Here is a 16,214-nt window from a genome sequence, read left to right as displayed (position 1 = left end):
CGCGCTGACCCCGTAAGTCCTTGACACCAAAGGCATACAGCCATGCGCACGATCACGTTGAACGCTGTCCGCAACCTCGGCATCCTCGCCCACGTCGACGCGGGCAAGACCACGCTCACCGAACGCGTCCTGTTCGCCACCGGCAGCACCTACAAGCGCGGCGAGGTCCACGACGGCACCACCGTCACCGACTTCGACCCGCAGGAACGCGATCGCGGCATCACCATCTTCGCCGCGGCCGTGACCTGCACGTGGGACGGGCATCGCGTCAACCTCATCGACACGCCAGGGCACGTCGACTTCGCCGACGAGGTCGAACGGTCCCTGCGCGTGCTGGACGGGGCCGTCGCGGTGTTCGACGGCGTCGCGGGTGTCGAGCCGCAGAGCGAATCGGTGTGGCGGCAGGCGGATCGCTACGGCGTGCCGCGGATCGCGTTCGTCAACAAGCTCGACCGGGCGGGCGCGGATCTCGACGCCGTCGTCGAGTCCATCCGCACGCGGCTGCACACCGTGCCGCTCGTCGTGCAGCTGCCGATCGGCGTGGAGGACGGGTTCCGCGGTGTTGTCGACCTGGTGCGCATGCGTGCGCTGACCTGGGACGACGGCATGACCGAGGGGCCCGTGCCGGACACGCTGCTGGCAGAGGCACAACGGCGCCGTCGCCTCCTGGAGGAGACGGTGGCGGAACTGCATCCCGAGGCATTGGAGGAGTTCTTCGCACAAGGCCTGTCCGAGCAGACGTTGAGGAACGCTCTGCGGGAACTGACCCAGCGAGGTCAGGCCACCGTCGTGCTGTGCGGCTCGGCGTACCGCAACCGCGGCATCGAACCGTTGCTGGACGCGGTGATCGCGTACCTGCCGTCCCCTGTGGACGTTCCGCCGGTGCGTGGCGTCGACGGCCAGGAACGGCAGCCGGACCCGGACGCGCCGTTCGCGGCGTTGGTGTTCAAGGTGAACGCCACCGCCACCGGACGGCTGGCGTACGTGCGCGTCTACTCGGGCACCCTCCACAAGGGAGAGACGGTCCAGGTGGGCGGCCGCAACGAGCGCATCGGGCGGATCCTGCGCGTCCAGGCCGATCGGCACACGCCGGTCGACCAGGCCGTCGCGGGTGACATCGTGGCGCTGGTGGGGCTGAAGTCGGCACGCACGGGAACGACCCTTTGCGCGCCAACGGCTCCGCTGCTGCTCGAACCCGCGGTGTCGGCCGATCCGGTCGTGTCGGTGGCGGTGGAAGCGCGGACCAGCGCGGACAACGCCAAGCTCACCGAGGCGCTGGCGCACCTGGTCGACGAGGACCCGTCCCTGCGGTTCGGGACGGACCCGGAGACCGGCCAGACGGTGCTGTCCGGCCAGGGCGAGCTGCACCTGGAGGTCTCGGTGGAGAAGGCGCGCACGTCGCACCGCATCGAGATCACCATGGGACGCCCGCGCGTCTCGTACCGCGAGACCGTCGCCTCAGGTGTGACGGGATTCGTCTACCGGCACGTCAAGCAGGACGGAGGGCAGGGCCAGTTCGCGCACGTCGTGATCGACACCGAACCGCTGGAGACCGGTTTCGAGTTCCGCTCGGCCGTCACCGGCGGACGCGTGCCGCAGGAGTTCGTCCGCGCGGTCGAACAGGGCTGCCGGGACGCGCTCGCCGAGGGGCCGCTCGGCCACCCGGTGACCGGCGTGCGGGTGACGCTCACCGACGGGTCCACGCACGTCAAGGACTCCTCGGAGATGGCGTTCCGCACGGCGGGACGGCTCGGGCTGCGTGAGGCGCTGAAGGCCGGCGCCATGACGTTGCTCGAACCGATCGCCGAGGTCACGGTGACCGTGCCGGAGGAGTACCTCGGTGGCGTGCTCGGTGATCTGGCGTCGCGCCGGGGCAGGATCCTCGGTTCGGTGGCCAGGACCGGTACGACGGTGGTGACGGCGAGCGTGCCGTTGGCGGAGATGTTCGGCTACGTGACGAGGTTGCGCAGCCGGACGCAAGGCCGCGGCAGCTTCACCAGCACTCCGACCGGCTACGCGCCGGCCAGCTAGAACGCAGGCCCGACCTCGAGCAGGTCGGGCCTGTGCCATGCTCGGTGAGATGTCGACCTTGAGCGTCATGTCGTTCAACCTGCGGTACGCCTCGACCGCCGAGCCGAACTCGTGGGCGGCCAGACGCCCGGTCATGGCCCAGTTGCTGCTCACCGAACTACCGGCCGTGCTCGGCACGCAGGAAGGCCTCTACGGGCAACTGCTCGACATCGCCCACGACCTGCCGGCCCACTACGACTGGATCGGCCTGGGCCGCGCGGGCGGCAGCCACGACGAGTTCATGGCGATCTTCTTCGACACGCTCCGGCTGGAACCCCTCGAGTTCGACCACCACTGGCTGTCCGCCACCCCGAACGTCGTGGGCTCCCGGTCGTGGGGCAACAACGTGATCCGCATGGTCACGTGGGTCCGGTTCGCGGATCGCCTGACGGGCAGGCAGTTCGTGGCCGTCAACACCCACTTCGACCACGAGTCGGCGAACTCCCGCCTGCGCAGCGCCGAGTTCGTGCGCGACCGCCTCCAGGCTCAGACCCTGCCGGTCGTGCTCACCGGTGACTTCAACGACGTTCCCGGCTCACCGGCCTACGCCACCCTCACGGCGGGGCTGGCCGACACGTGGCTCGCCGGGCCGCAGACCACGCCGGCGTACGGGACGTTCCACGGCTACGGCCCGCTCGTCCCCAACGGCCCGCGCATCGACTGGATCCTCACCCGTGGCGCCACCGTCGAGGCCGCCGCGATCAACACCTTCCAGCGAGATGGCCAGTTCCCGTCCGACCACCTCGCCGTCCAGGCGTTCCTCAGGATCTAGGCGCCCACTCGGGTGGCAGGTCGTGCGAGCAGGTCGGCGCACCGGCCGCCCGCGCCTGCCGTTGCTCCAGGTACGGCCCGGCGATCTGGTCCCTGGGCACCGGGGCCAGCGCGGTGATCGCGTCGCCCGCGGCCAGCACCTGGCGCCGCATCCGTTCGTGATCCACGGCCTCGGAGCCGAACGACGGTGCCCAGAGCGTCCACGGCCCGGAGATCATCGCCATCGTCGGGATCAGGTGCGAGTGGAAGTGCGTGCCGATGCCGCCGAACGAGCATTGGGCCGGCACTCGGCCCGGCACCGGTAGATCGCTGCCGGGCAGGACGAACGTGCGATCGACCGCGCGCCCTGCCAGTGCTGTCAGCGCGCTCTGGGCCAGCACCGGACTGCCCGCGAACCAGCCGGAGAGCTCAGCCAGTCCCGTCGGCTGAAGAGAACCGTCGCGAGGCAGGAACTCCCGCGTGCCCAGGTGTTCCAGCACGAACGCGAACGCGACGGAACCAGAGTCGTACTCGGCGTCGAGCGCGCGGGCCCGGAACTCGCTGCCCTCCGCCGGACGGTGCAGGTGCCCGGTCGCGAAGACGAACTCGATCGTGCGCGGCCGGCAGCGCAACGGCAGGCGGGCGAAGTGCTCGGCCAGCGCCAGCAGCGCGACGGTGCCGTTCTCCTGCACCCATCCGACGCCGTCGGTGTTGGTGTCGAGGACGATCCGCTCGCTGCTCAGACCGGGCAGCGTGGCGACCAGCGAGCGCGTGACGGCCGGTGCTCGTCCGGCCAGGACGCCGATCGTCGTCCTCGTGCCGGGGACCAGTTTCGCAACTGCATCGGAGCCGACGAACACGCCCGGCACGCGGTAGTGGGTGCCGAGGTGCGGGTCCCAGTAGCCCTTCACCTGCTCGTGCGGGAACGGGAAGGCGACGGCGACCCCGGCGGCGTCCGCCTTGCCCGCGTCGACCATGTCCTTGTCCAGCAGGGGTTCGGCGAGGTAGCCGCGGTCGAGGGCGGGGAAGTCGCGCAGGACGACCTTGCCGCGGGCGTTCGCGGCGGTGATCGGGGTGCCGGCGGGCAGGCGGACCAGTTCGCCGGAACGCAGGCCGGGTTCGGAGTAGGGGATCGCACCGGCGACCGGCACGACGCCGCCCGAGAGCAGGAGACCGGGACCGGGCTTCCAGCGCTGGATCGCGAAGGGCTCGGACCGCACGGACACGCGCGGCAGCCGGTCCACGCGGTGTTCGAGCCAGGAGATCAGGCGGTTGTGGGCAGGACTGCCGGTGGCGCGCACGCCGAACCCGGCGACGGTGGCGTTGAGAGCGCGCAGCTGGGCGGCGGAGGCGAACGACCGCTCGTCGATGCTGGGGGAGCAGTCGGCCGACGCGACGGCCGGGGTGGTCGGCTGGAGGGAGAAGACCGTTATGACAGCTATGAATGCGATGCATCTGGCGGGCTGCACGAGGCTCACTGTGACCGTCGTGGGTGGCCCTCACAATCCGCTGTCCAGGTAGCCAAGTGAGACCGTGTCAACGGTGAACGGAAATGGTTTATACCAATTTCCGCTACGGTCCGCGAGATGCGCCTGAAATCGACGTTCGGCCGCGTCGCGGTGATCGCGTACGCGCTGCTGTTCACCCTCGGCTCGACAGCGGTCGCGAACGCCTCGCACGGCCGCGAGTGCGCCACCCCGTCCATCGACCGGTTGCAGCAGTGGATCGCCAGTGGTGAAGGTGCCACGGAGCCCGCGACCGGCAGCATCCTCGTCCCCAAGGGACGGCACGACCACACGGCGAAGATCAAGTTCCTGGCGGACGACTGGGCTGTGATGGTCGTGTGGCTGGGCAACAAGTTCGAGGCCCAGGCCGACCTGTCCGGCTCGGCCGGTTTCTGGATGACCTACCGCGCCACCAACGACCTCTACGTCCAGTTGCGACCGGCGGAGTTCTGGAGCGGCGGCGACAAGTGGGTCACGAAGATTCCCTCCACCGGCGGCAGGCTGGTGAAGCGGTTCTTCAGCTTCAAGACAAAGAACTGGACATATCTGCCCGCGCTCGGCAAGCCGTCCTACCCGCTCGCCGAGGCCCTCGACGACGCCCGTGGCCTGGTGTTCGTCGGCAACACGAAGAACGACCTCGAGTTCCAGAGCCTGAAGATCGACGGCTACCGGCCACCCTGCGTTTACTGAGAACCGGTTAGTGTCCCGGGACGTGAGAGCGCTCCCGGTCTTCCTGGTCACTGTCCTCACCGCCGCGCTGGCGACTCCCGCGAGTGCGGCGGTGAGAGACGACACCCGGTACGTCGACCCGTTGATCGGCTCGGCGGGCGGCGGCAACACCTACCCAGGCGCCGTGCGGCCGTTCGGGATGATCTCGTGGAGCCCGACGTCGACCCGCGGCGACCAGACGAACACGGGCGCTGCCAACGGATACGCGTACGACGCGACGAGGGTGCGCGGCTTCAGCCTCACGCACGTCAACGGCGCGGGCTGTCATCCAGGCGCCGCGGGGGACGTCCCGATCATGCCGCACGTCGGTGACATCACCTCGTCGCCGACCGCGGACACCAAGGACCAGATCTTCGCGAGCGACTTCTCCCACGCCGACGAGAAGGCCGAGGCCGGCCGCTACCGGGTGGGCCTGAAGTCCGGCGCCACGGCGGACCTGTCCGTGTCGACGCGCGCGGGCATCGGCGAGTTCACCTTCCCAGTCAACGGATCGCTGCTGTTCCGCGCCTCGAACTCGCTCAACGGCAGCGAGGACGCCGACATCACGATCGACCCGGCGACCAGCACCGTGTCGGGATCGGTGCTCACCGGCGCGTTCTGCGGCCGGCGTGCGAACGGTGGCACGAACAACCAGAAGACCTACTACCGCCTGCACTTCACGGCGTCGTTCGACCGTCCGATCTCGGCCTACGGCACGTGGGTCAACAGCGAACTGCGGCCCGGCACGACCTCTGCGTCCGGCGGTGAGGGCTACCTGACCGGAAGCAACCGTGCGGGCAAGGGTTCCGGCGGTTACGTGTCCTTTGCGGACAGCTCCGTGCGGATGCGCGTCGGCATCTCCTACACCAGCCTGGACGCTGCTCGACGCAACCTCGCGACGGAGATCCCCAAGCGCGCGACCGTCGCCGACGTGGCGGCGGAAGCGAAGAAGGCCTGGGCGAAGCAGCTGCGCGCGGTCGAGATCGACGGCGGGACCGCGGACGAGCGCACGATCTTCTACACCGCGCTCTACCACACCTTCCTCCAGCCCAACGTGATCAGCGACGTCGGTCAGGCGACCAGGTACGGCAACTTCTCCGGCTGGGACCAGTACCGCGCCCACACCCAGCTGCTGGCGTTGCTGGCACCGGACGTGGCGAGCGGCTACGCCCAGTCGTTGCTGGACATCTCGCGGAAGAACGGCGGTGTGTGGGACCGCTGGGTGCACATCACCGGCCCGACGCACGTCATGACCGGCGACCCGTCCGCCCCGGCCATCGCGGGCATGTACGCCATGGGCGCGCGGAACTTCGACGTGCGGGCGGCCTACGACTCACTGCTGCGCCAGGCCACGGTTCCGCATCCGGACGGTCTGTCCGACAAGGGCTGCCCCGGCCAGTGCGAGGGCCAGCGCCCGAACCTCGCCGAGTACATGCGGCTCGGCTACGCGCCGCAGGACACGTGCCACTGCTGGGGTGGCGCCGCCGAGACGCTCGAGGACTCCGTCGCCGACCAGGCACTCGCCGACCTGGGACGCAAGCTCGGCCGTCGCAGCGAGGAGATGCGGAAGCGCGCGGGCTGGTGGCGCAACACGTTCAACCCGGCCACCGGCTACCAGCAGGCCCGCAAGGCCGACGGCACCTGGGTGACGCCGTTCAACCCGGCCTCCGACCAGGGCTTCGCGCAGGGCAGCAGCGCCACCTACACGTGGATGGTGCCGCACGACGTCCAGGGCCTGGCCGAGGCCATGGGCGGACCCGAGGCAGCGGCGACCAGGCTCGACGCGTTCTTCCACCGCGCGGACGGCTCGTGGGCGACCGGCGGCGACGCGCTGCGGTACGACCCGACGAACGAGCCGGGCATCCACACGCCGTGGATCTACAACGAGCTCGGCCAGCCGCGCAAGACCCAGGAGACCGTCCGCGCGATGGCCCGGCTGGTCTACCGCACCGGCCCGTCCGGCCTGCCCGGCAACGACGACCTCGGCACGATGTCGGCCTGGTACGTCTTCGCCGCTCTGGGCCTGTACCCGCGCACGCCGAGCAGCGCCGAACTGCACGTGTCGAGCCCGATGTTCCCGAAGGCCCGGATCACCGCGAAGAACATCACGGTCCTGGCCCCTGGAGCCCCGGCCGTCTACGTGCAGGACGTTCGGTGGAGCGGCCGCAAGGTCGAGCAGCCGTGGCTGCCCGAGTCGTTCGTGCAGCGTGGCGGGGTGCTGAGGGTCGCCGTCGGCTAGGCCGTGTCCTGTAGGTCCGTTCGATGAGAGTCACGGGCGAGAGACCCGGAGGCGGTGCCGCCGGAACGCCCTCATACCGGGCGTATTCGGGCGTTTCGGCGGTGCCGCCTCCGGGGCCCTCGGCCGCGACTATCGCGGACGAGACCTACAGGACACGGCCTAGTCCGGGTGAGGCCGGTGTCACCCTGGTGTGAACCGCACCGGCCAGGGGTACTCGCGATCCAGGAGGTCGTGATGCCAGCAGGATCGAACGCGAAACGGGAACGCCAGTACGAGCACATCAAGGACTCCGCCGAGGACCGTGGCGCCTCGCCCCAGCGCGCCAAGGAGATCGCCGCGCGGACGGTCAACAAGAACCGCGCGCAGGCCGGTGAGTCGAAGACCGCGAGCCGATCGTCCATCAAGGACATGTCGCCGCAGAAGCGCGGCGGGCAGCGGTCGCACAGCGGTGCGCAGGGACCGACGTACGACCAGCTGTACAACGAGGCGAAGCAGCGCAACATCAAGGGGCGCTCCAAGATGACGAAGAAGGAACTCGTCGACGCCCTCGGCCGCTGACGTGTCCGAAGTGGACAAGGCCTCCGCGCTGACGATCCTCACGATGGAGCACAACACGCTGCAGATGATCCGCACGGCGACCATCACGGACGCGACCGGGCGGGCAGGTCACCTGCTGACGACGATCTCCGCGTCCATGATCGCCCTTGGGTTCGTCTCCCAGGTCGTGCCGCTGAAGGTGCTGCTCACGTTGATGCTGGTCATCTTCTCGGCGTTGTTCCTGATCGGTCTGGCCACGTTGTTCCGCACGGTCGAGCTGACCATCGAGGACGTGCAGGCGGGGCTCGGGATCAACCGCATCCGGCACGTCTACGGCGACCTCGAACCGTCCGTCAGGGACGTCTTCGTGCGGCAGATCCACGACGACACCCTCGGTGTCGAGGCGGACGGCGGCCAGACCGGCTGGCGCAAGACCAGGCGGCCGCGGCTGATCGGCACGACGCTGGGCGTGTCCGGCCTCGTGAACCTGGTGAACGGCCTCGTCGCCGGCGTCATCGCCGGCTCCGCGGCAGGACTGCTGAACGCCGGCCTGACGTGGTCGATCGTCATCGGTGCCGTCGCCGCCGCGGTGGTGTTCGGCGCGTTCGGCGTGGCACTCGGCCGGATCGGACGGCGCGGCCTCGCCTCCATCACCACGCGCTATCCGAGGAAAGACCCGAACTGAAGGAGAACCACCACCATGCGGTACGACGTCGTCGACCTGATCATGCAGGACCACCGCGAGGTGGAGCGCCTGTTCGACGAGCTGAAGAACCACCCGGAGAAACGCCCGCTGCTCACGCCCGTCATGTGCGGCCTGCTCGTCGCCCACAGCCGCGCGGAGGAGTCCGAGGTCTACCCGCCGGCCAGGGACGCGGGCGGTCAGGACGAGGTCGAGCACAGCCAGGAGGAGCACGCCGAGGCCGAGCTGCTGCTCGCCAAGCTCCTCGACTGCGAGTACGACTCGCCGAAGTACGAGAAGGCCCTGCAGGACGTCGTCGACTCCATCACCCACCACGTGGAGGAAGAGGAGAAGACGGTGCTGCCGGGCATGCGCAAGCGCCTGAGCACGCAGCGCCGCCACGAGCTCGGTGAGGCGTTCGCGCGCAGCCGCGCCGACCACCTCGGTGAGCTGCCCGGCCAGGCCACCCGCGACGAACTGCTCGTCCAGGCCCAGAACCTCGGCGTCACCGGTGCGTCGAACATGACCAAGGAACAGCTGCGCAAGGAACTGCAGAAGGCCGGCTCCTAAGCGTCATCTGTTCGCACCGTCTGGATGTGCACGGTCCGGGCGCCGGTGTGTGCGTCCCGGCCGTGCCAGCAGTGGTAGTTGTCGAGGACCAGTAGTTCGCCCTCGTTCAGTCTGATCCTCGGCAACGTCCGCTGCACCCGCTCGACCTCGGTGTCGAAGCGGGCGAGCATGTCGATGACGTGTTCGGCGGCGGGGTCGCGGTGCAGGGCCGCGACCCCGTCCGTGCGTCGGGTGATGCGCCTGCCCGTGCGCGTGTACTCGATGTGACGGCCTACCCGCGGAGTCGCGGGCAGGCCGCGCGTGTTTGCCCAGCGCCCGTAGAGGTCGACGTCCGTCCCGGTGAGGAAGTCCTTCAGCTCCGCGTCGAGCGAGTCGGTGAACTCGTGCGCGTCGAGGACGAAGGACTGGCCGCCGTACGCGGCCTGGGAGGCGAGCAGCACCAGGACGTAGTCCTCGTCGGGATGTCTGCGCCGCACGGGTTTTCCGGCGATGTCGACGACCACGTCGAAGCTGTCCGCGTGCAACCCGACGACCTCGCCGTCCACCGAACGCCGGGTCCGGTGTGGGAACAGCTCGCGCAACGACGTGCCGAACAGCAGGGAAGCGGCCACGGGCAACGAGTTCGGGGAGTTCGGCAGGCCGGTCAGGATCACCGCGCCCGTCTCCGTCAACGCGCCGCGCGCGGCGGGATCCAGGACCGGCAGGCGGGACACGATCATCGGCGCGGCCCGAAGTCGCGGGACGACGGCACCAGCGCGGCCAGCGCGGGCGCGGCGAAGCAGATCACCGCGCAGGCGGCCAGCACCACGGGAGCGCCGAACGCCGAGATCGCCGGGGCGATGAGCGCCAGACCGATCGGCGCGAGCCCGTAGGACATCAGGAAGTCCAAAGAGGACACGCGGGCGAGCTTCGACGGCTCGACCTCGCGCTGGGTCGCGGTGAACCACGGCACGTTGAACAGCTCGATGCCCAGGCCCGCGACGGCGTAGGCGGCGATCACGACGAACGGGTGCACCGGCAGCAGCAGGCTCAGCGGCGCGAACCCGTACAGCGCGAGGCCGAACAGCGCGGTCCAGCCCGCGTGCCGCGGCCGCCAGCGGGCGATGAGCAGGGCGCCGGCCAGCGCGCCGAGCGTGTAGGCGGTCAGCGCGCCCGCCAGCACCGCCTCGGTGTCGTAGCGGTCGCGGCTGACCAGGGGGAGCACCACGCCGGTCGCCGAGTAGCCGGTGGCGATCACCGCGGTCAGCGCGCCGAGCCCGGCCAGGAACCAAGGGTGCCTGCGGGCCTCACGCACGCCGTCCCAGAAGTCCGCCACGAAGCCGGAACCGCCGCCAGGGGCCGTGCCGCCGGTTCCGACGGGTGGGACCAGGGCCGCGACCAGCCACAGCGCACCGATGCCGAGCAGCAGCACCTGCGTGTTCAGGAACAGCGCGAGCAACGCGGTCAAACCCGGCGCTACCAACGTCGTCACCCGCACCGACAGGGTCATCGCGGCGTTGGCCTGCTGACGTTGGTCGATTGCCACCACCTCGGCGGTCAACGCCTGGAACGCCGGGCGGCACGCGCCCTGGCCCGCTCCCATCGCCACGGCCGCGACGGCCGCGAACACCAGCGAGTTGCCCACGAAGGCAGCGAGGACGGGCGCGGCGACGGCAGAGGTGAGGCCCGACCACAGGACCACCTGGCGGCGCGCGTAGCGGTCGGCCAGGACGCCGCTGACCGGGACGGCGGCGAGGAAGCCCGCGGTGCGCGCGGCGAGCAGGACGCCCAGTTCCACGGCCGTCAGCGAGCGTGAGAGCACGGCCAGGCCCAGCACGAACGGCAGCGCCCAGGTCGCGATGCCCGATGCCGTCGTCGCGGTCCAGAGGCGGAGAAAAGTGGTGCTGCGCAACACCGACGGGCTGCGCACTGTGTCGTGGACCACGCGATCGACCTTCCAGCAGGGTTGCATTGAAAATGATTGTCGTTACAGTAACGCACACCGTCGAGTGAACTTTCTGGAGGATCCGATGTCTCACCCCGCCCGTCTCGGACTGGCGTTGGTCGCGGTGCTGGCCGCGGGCTGCGCCACACCGGGAGGCGCCCAGGCGCCGACGGCTCAGTCGGTGGTGGTGGACAGCTGCGGCAAGCAGCTCACGTTCACCGGCACGCCGCAACGGGTGGTGACGCTCGACCAGAACTCGACTGAAACGTTGCTGGCGCTGGGAATGCAGGACCGGATGGCCGGTACCGCGAACGTCAAGACCAAGGTGGCGCCCCGGTTCGCCGACGCCTACGCGAAGATCCCGGTGCTGTCGCCCAAGATCCTCACGTCGGAGCCGCTCAGGGCGGCCAACCCCGACGTGGTGGTGGCGTCGTTCAAGGAACTCTTCACCGCCGACCGCGCCGGAACGCGCGACGAGCTGGAAACCCTTGGCGTGCCTACGTTCGTGAGCGCGGTGAACTGCCCGGACGGCACGACCGCGCCGTTCGACCGGCTGTTCCGCGACTACGAGAACTTCGGGAAGATCTTCGGCGTCACCGAGAAGGCGAACCAGCTCGCTGCCGAGCAACGCGCGGCCGTGGCCGAAGTCCAGGCGGTGAAACGGGATCCGGTGAAGGTCGTCTGGGTCTACTCGGTGTTCAAGGGCGTTCCGTACGTGGCGGGCAAGGACGGCATGCCGAGCCAGATGAGCAGGATCGCCGGTGCGGTCAACGTCTTCGACGACCTGAGCCAGGAGTGGCCGGAGGCGTCCTGGGAGGAGATCGCCCGCCGCGATCCCGACGTCATCGTGATCGGTGACCTGTCCGAACGCGGCAACCCCGGTGACAAGGCGAGCGAGAAGCTCGCGATGATGCGCGAACACCCGGTCGTCTCGCAGCTCAAGGCGGTGCGGGAGAACAAGGTGATCGAGCTGCCCGGCATCGAGATGGACCCGTCGGTGCGTACGGTCGACGCGCTCAAGGCGTTCGGCGCGGGGCTCGACAAGATCGCCGGCCGTGGCTGACGCGGCCCTTCTCGACCCGGTCGTCCGGCAAGCTCCGAAACCCGTTCAACGCAGGAAGAACACGCTCGTCGTCGTGCTGAGCCTCGTCGTGCTCGTGGTGTCGATGGTGCTCGCCGTCCGCATCGGCGTGGGCGCGGGCTGGGCCGAGATCGGCCGGGCCGCGGGCGGACGCCTCGGCCTGCCCGTGATTCCGCTGCCACGTTTGCTGGACTCGCTGATCTGGGACCTGAGGGTGCCGCGGGTGCTGCTCGCGGCACTCGTCGGGGCGGCGCTGGCGGTGTGCGGCGCGGTGCTGCAGAGCGTTACGCGCAACTCGCTCGCCGACCCGTACCTGCTCGGGGTGTCGTCCGGCGCCTCGACGGGCGCGGTGATCGTGGTGGTGCTGGGGTTCGCGGGCACGCAGCTCGGGGTGACCGGTGGGGCGCTGGTCGGCGCGCTGGTGTCGTTCGGGTTGCTGATGTTGCTGCTCAAGCGCACCGGACTGGACTCGTCGCGCGTGGTGCTCACCGGTGTGGTCGTGGGGCAGCTGTTCGCCGCACTCACCTCGTTGATCCTGCTGACGTCCGGGGACGCCGACAGCATCCGCGCCGTGACCAACTGGCTGCTGGGGTCGCTCGCGTCGGCCCGGTGGACGTCCGTGGTGGTGTGCGCGGTGGTCCTGGCGATCGGCCTGCTGGTGGTGTGGCTGTGCTCGGCCGCGCTGGACGGGTTCGCGTTCGGCACCGACACCGCGTCCTCGCTGGGGGTCGACGTCCGGACGACACGCGTCGTCCTGCTGGTGACGACCTCGGTGCTGACCGCCGTCGCGGTGGCCGCGGTGGGCGCGGTCGGGTTCGTCGGGCTCATCGTGCCGCACGGCGTCCGGTTCCTCGTCGGTCCGTTGCACCGCAAGCTCCTGCCGTTGTCGGCGGTCGTCGGCGCGGTGTTCCTGGTCTGGACGGACGCGCTCACCCGCGTGGTGTTCTCGCCGCTGGAGGTGCCCGTGGGCGTGTTCACCGCGCTGCTCGGCGTGCCGCTCTTCCTGCTGGTGCTGCGCAAGCGGGGTGAGCTGTGAGGATCGAGGTCCGGAACCTGAGCTGGGGCGTGCCGGGCAAGACCATCGTCAGGGACGTGAGCCTGACGGTCGAGCCGGGGGAGACGGTCGGGCTGATCGGGCCGAACGGCTCCGGCAAGTCGTCGCTGTTGCGGTGCATGGCCGGGCTGCGCGCCCCGACCAACGGCGAGGTGCGCTTCGACGGCGTGGAGATCACGTCGTGGTCAGCCCGTGAGCGAGCGCGCAGGCTGGCGTTCGTCGAGCAGACCGCCGACACCGACAGCGATCTGCGGGTGGCCGAGGTCGCCATGCTCGGTCGCACCGCGCACCGGTCGCGGTGGCGCGGCCCCGATGCCGAGGATCACGCGATCGTCGCGGCGGAGCTGGAAGAACTGGACCTCACCGGGCTGGCGGACCGGCCGTGGAAGCAGCTGTCGGGCGGCGAACGTCAGCGCACCCACCTGGCGCGGGCGCTGGCGCAACGCACGTCCGGACTGCTGCTGGACGAGCCCACGAACCACCTGGACGTGCGCCACCAGCTCGAACTGATGGAACTGGCCGGCCGCACGCCGCAGACCGTCGTGGTGGCGCTGCACGACCTCGCGCTGGCCGCCCGCTACTGCGACCGGCTGGTCCTGATGCACGGCGGCACGGTCGTCGCGAACGGCCAGGCCGCTGACGTCCTGACCGCGCCGTTGCTGCGCGAGGTGTTCGACGTGGAAGCCGAGATCGGCCATGACGAACTGGGTCACCTGGCGGTCGGGTACCGCTCGCCGGTCCGCCGCGAACCGATCCGATGAGACGAGGGGGAGAAATGTCCACAGTGGATGATCTGATAGCCGGGGTGCTGGCGGGCCGGCACGGTCCCGATCCGCGCGAACTGCCCGCCACCAGCGTGTTCTGGGTTCACCACGGCACCAGGCTGGCCGGCGGCGACACCACCTACCGCAACCAGTACGTGCTGGCCCGCGTCGGAACGGCGTTCGGCGCCTGCGCGTTCGCGGAAGGCGACGCCGATCCGGCCGTGGCCGCGAACTACTCCGGCGCTCCCGTCGCGCGGTTGCTCACCGAGGCCCCGGCGCCGGTACGGGTCGCGGCACTTGACGCCTACCTCGGCAGCGTCCGTCCACATCGGACGTCCGACGCCGAGCGGGTCGTGCTGCCGTCCGGAACGCCGGAGGAGCGGGCACGGGCGAGGGACGCCGCCGTCGCAGGCCTGCTCGACGTCGAACCGGGCGCCAAGGTCGCGTTGATCGGAGTGGTGAACCCGCTGGTGGCGGCCATCCGCGAACGCGGCGCCGAGTGCCTGCCGTGCGATCTCTCGTTGCGCACGACGCAGTGGGGCGACCCGGTGACTCCGGACATGCGGGACGTCCTCGGCGTCGCGGACGCCGTGGTGGCGACGGGGATGACGATCGGCAACGGCACGTTCGACGAGATCCTGCGCACCTGCCGCGAACGCGACGTCCCGCTGATCGTCTACGCCCAGAGCGCGAGCGCCGTCGCCCGCCACTTCCTCGGCGCGGGAGTCACCGCCCTGTCCGCGGAACCGTTCCCGTTCTCGCAGTTCAGCGCCGACGAGACCGCGCTGTACCGCTATCGGGCCCGAACATGAGAGAAGACGTGGACCACCACATCGCTGACGCCCTCAGCCGCCCTGCCCTGGTACGCCTCGACTCCCGCACCCTCTGCCTGCGCTTCGAGACCATGAAGGTCGCCTCCGCCCTCGAAGCCGTCCGCTACCTCCTCGAACGCGGCACCATTGAGCACGGGGACACGCTGGTCGACAGCTCCAGCGGCATCTACGCGCACGCCCTCGCGCTGGCCTGCCACCGCTACGGCCTGCACTGTCACATCGTCGCCTCCACGACGGTCGACAGGACCTTGCACACCCAGTTGGAGATCCTCGGCGCGACCGTGGAGCCGATGCCGCCGTCCGCGAGCCTGAAGCTCGACCAGAGCCGCCGGGTGGCACGGGTGCGGGAGATCCTGCGCGATCATCCGCGGCACCACTGGATGCGCCAGTACCACGACGACGTCCACTACCGCGGCTACCGGCCGATCGCCGACCTCATCCGCGAACACGCCGACTGCGACCACCTGAGCGTCGTGGGAGGTGTCGGCACCGGGGCGTCGACCGGAGCGCTGACGACGTTCCTCCGGGAGACCGCGCCCGATGTCGGACTGGTCGGCGTGCAGCCGTTCGACAGCGTCACGTTCGGCAGCGAGCACGTGCACGACCCGGAGATCATCATCGCCGGCATCGGGAGCTCGATCCCGTTCGGCAACGTCGACCACACCCTCTACGACACCGTGCACTGGTTCGGCTTCGACGCCGCTCTGTCCGGCAGCGTCGCGCTGCTGCGCGAGCACGCGATCTTCGCCGGACTGTCGGCGGGGGCGGCCTACCTGGCGGCCCGGTGGGAGCAGCGGCTGGACCCGGAACGGCACGTGGTCGTGCTGGCCCCGGACACCGGCCACCGCTACGTCGACGCCGCCTACTCCCGGCACGCGGAAGCCCCGGCGCCGGAGGAGTTGCGGCCACGGCAGATCACCGCGCTGAGCGACATGGACCTGCCGTGGTCGCGCATGCACTGGAACCGGGCCGAGGCCCCGCCGAACGCTAGCGCCGGCCAGGCGATCCCGGTCGCTTCCTGAAGGCCAGCGTGGTCAGGGCCGCGGCCACGCGCTGACGCAGGGTCCTCTGTGAGAGGGGGCCCTCGCTCAGCGCGCGGGCCAGGTCCGGATCGGAGACGCGGAAACGCCCCTCGATGGCGATGAGCCGCTGGTGTTCCTCTCGACTGAGCATGGCGCGCTCCAGAGTCGGCCCGGCAGTGGCACCACGCTCGTACCCAGGCCCTTCCGACTTCAAACCACCGGAACTAGATCAGTTTCGGCTCCGGCGGAAGGGGATCCGGGGCCGGTCCGGGAGAGCGAAGGGGATCGGGGGCCGGGCCGGGCGGCTGGGGCTGGTCGGGCCCGGTAGGTCTCGGCTGGTCAGGGCCCGGCGAGGTCGGCACGGGCTCCGCAGGCGGTACTGGTTGGCTCATGTCCGCGGGGTACCCGCCCGGCTCACCCTTCTCACGCATTCTCACCCGCCTCGAATTAGCCGGATTCCGCTAATGCACGGACC

16 protein-coding genes are annotated in these 16,214 nt (G+C 70.1%); 12 read left to right on the top strand and 4 right to left on the bottom strand.

Annotated elements, in window-relative coordinates:
* The first annotated feature begins 42 nt into the window (after positions 1-42).
* Positions 43-2,031: an elongation factor G gene (gene fusA / locus BM417_RS08785; protein WP_093589776.1), complete on the top strand. Its 1,989-nt coding sequence runs from the start codon at positions 43-45 to the stop codon at positions 2,029-2,031.
* A gap of 49 nt (positions 2,032-2,080) precedes the next feature.
* On the top strand, positions 2,081-2,842 hold the full coding sequence (locus tag BM417_RS08780; RefSeq protein WP_245821790.1) for an endonuclease/exonuclease/phosphatase family protein: 762 nt from the start codon (positions 2,081-2,083) through the stop codon (positions 2,840-2,842).
* Here BM417_RS08780 and BM417_RS08775 read toward each other — a convergent pair.
* Positions 2,832-4,289 carry a hypothetical protein gene (locus BM417_RS08775; protein WP_143138568.1) on the bottom strand — a complete coding sequence of 486 codons (1,458 nt, stop codon included), beginning with the start codon at positions 4,287-4,289 and terminating at the stop codon, positions 2,832-2,834. The two genes, BM417_RS08780 and BM417_RS08775, sit on opposite strands and share 11 nt — an antisense overlap.
* Positions 4,290-4,406: 117 nt before the next feature.
* Here BM417_RS08775 and BM417_RS08770 point away from each other — a divergent pair, with 117 nt between their 5' ends.
* The 5 genes from BM417_RS08770 to BM417_RS08750 all read left to right on the top strand — a co-directional run bounded on the left by BM417_RS08770 (position 4,407) and on the right by BM417_RS08750 (position 9,061).
* A complete protein-coding gene (locus BM417_RS08770; RefSeq protein WP_093589767.1) occupies positions 4,407-5,015 on the top strand; it encodes a hypothetical protein in 609 nt (202 codons plus the stop codon).
* A 22-nt stretch (positions 5,016-5,037) separates the two neighbouring features.
* Complete coding sequence (locus BM417_RS08765) at positions 5,038-7,272, top strand: GH92 family glycosyl hydrolase (protein WP_177320339.1); 2,235 nt, start codon at positions 5,038-5,040, stop codon at positions 7,270-7,272.
* Positions 7,273-7,506: 234 nt separating this feature from the next.
* Positions 7,507-7,830: a plasmid stabilization protein gene (locus tag BM417_RS08760; protein WP_093589761.1), complete on the top strand. Its 324-nt coding sequence runs from the start codon at positions 7,507-7,509 to the stop codon at positions 7,828-7,830.
* Between the two features lie 10 nt (positions 7,831-7,840).
* Positions 7,841-8,494, top strand: a complete 654-nt coding sequence (locus tag BM417_RS08755; RefSeq protein ID WP_143138567.1) for a hypothetical protein — start codon at positions 7,841-7,843, stop codon at positions 8,492-8,494.
* A 15-nt stretch (positions 8,495-8,509) separates the two neighbouring features.
* Positions 8,510-9,061 (top strand): hemerythrin domain-containing protein, encoded by a 552-nt coding sequence (locus BM417_RS08750; protein WP_093589755.1) that lies wholly within the window; start codon positions 8,510-8,512, stop codon positions 9,059-9,061.
* Here BM417_RS08750 and BM417_RS08745 read toward each other — a convergent pair.
* The gene (locus BM417_RS08745) at positions 9,058-9,780 is read right to left on the bottom strand and encodes a TauD/TfdA family dioxygenase (protein WP_093589752.1); all 723 of its coding nucleotides are present in this window, start codon (positions 9,778-9,780) and stop codon (positions 9,058-9,060) included. The two genes, BM417_RS08750 and BM417_RS08745, sit on opposite strands and share 4 nt — an antisense overlap.
* The gene (locus BM417_RS08740) at positions 9,777-10,955 is read right to left on the bottom strand and encodes an MFS transporter (protein WP_245821836.1); all 1,179 of its coding nucleotides are present in this window, start codon (positions 10,953-10,955) and stop codon (positions 9,777-9,779) included. The genes BM417_RS08745 and BM417_RS08740 overlap by 4 nt, the downstream gene beginning before the upstream one ends.
* Positions 10,956-11,070: 115 nt before the next feature.
* On the opposite strand from BM417_RS08740, the gene BM417_RS08735 reads away from it, so the two are divergent.
* Genes BM417_RS08735 through BM417_RS08715 form a run of 5 tightly spaced genes read left to right on the top strand, consistent with a single transcriptional unit; the run spans position 11,071 to position 15,739 of the window.
* Entirely contained in the window at positions 11,071-12,048 is a 978-nt protein-coding gene (locus BM417_RS08735; RefSeq protein ID WP_093590969.1) for an ABC transporter substrate-binding protein, read from the top strand.
* Positions 12,041-13,102 (top strand): FecCD family ABC transporter permease, encoded by a 1,062-nt coding sequence (locus BM417_RS08730; RefSeq protein WP_245821789.1) that lies wholly within the window; start codon positions 12,041-12,043, stop codon positions 13,100-13,102. The genes BM417_RS08735 and BM417_RS08730 overlap by 8 nt, the downstream gene beginning before the upstream one ends.
* Positions 13,099-13,881 carry an ABC transporter ATP-binding protein gene (locus BM417_RS08725; RefSeq protein ID WP_093589746.1) on the top strand — a complete coding sequence of 261 codons (783 nt, stop codon included), beginning with the start codon at positions 13,099-13,101 and terminating at the stop codon, positions 13,879-13,881. Before BM417_RS08730 ends, BM417_RS08725 begins: the two co-directional genes overlap by 4 nt.
* Before the next feature lie 14 nt (positions 13,882-13,895).
* Positions 13,896-14,696 carry a Rossmann-like domain-containing protein gene (locus tag BM417_RS08720; protein ID WP_093589743.1) on the top strand — a complete coding sequence of 267 codons (801 nt, stop codon included), beginning with the start codon at positions 13,896-13,898 and terminating at the stop codon, positions 14,694-14,696.
* Positions 14,693-15,739, top strand: coding sequence for a pyridoxal-phosphate dependent enzyme (locus tag BM417_RS08715; protein WP_245821788.1), 1,047 nt, complete (start codon positions 14,693-14,695; stop codon positions 15,737-15,739). Before BM417_RS08720 ends, BM417_RS08715 begins: the two co-directional genes overlap by 4 nt.
* Here BM417_RS08715 and BM417_RS08710 read toward each other — a convergent pair.
* Positions 15,705-15,890, bottom strand: coding sequence for a DUF3040 domain-containing protein (locus tag BM417_RS08710; RefSeq protein WP_093589737.1), 186 nt, complete (start codon positions 15,888-15,890; stop codon positions 15,705-15,707). The two genes, BM417_RS08715 and BM417_RS08710, sit on opposite strands and share 35 nt — an antisense overlap.
* Positions 15,891-16,214 lie beyond the last annotated feature (324 nt).

This window comes from Lentzea waywayandensis (assembly GCF_900115955.1).
Lineage (GTDB): Bacteria > Actinomycetota > Actinomycetes > Mycobacteriales > Pseudonocardiaceae > Lentzea > Lentzea waywayandensis.
The sequence above is the reverse complement of the archived record's forward strand: the minus strand, read 5'-3'. Positions and strand labels throughout refer to the sequence as shown.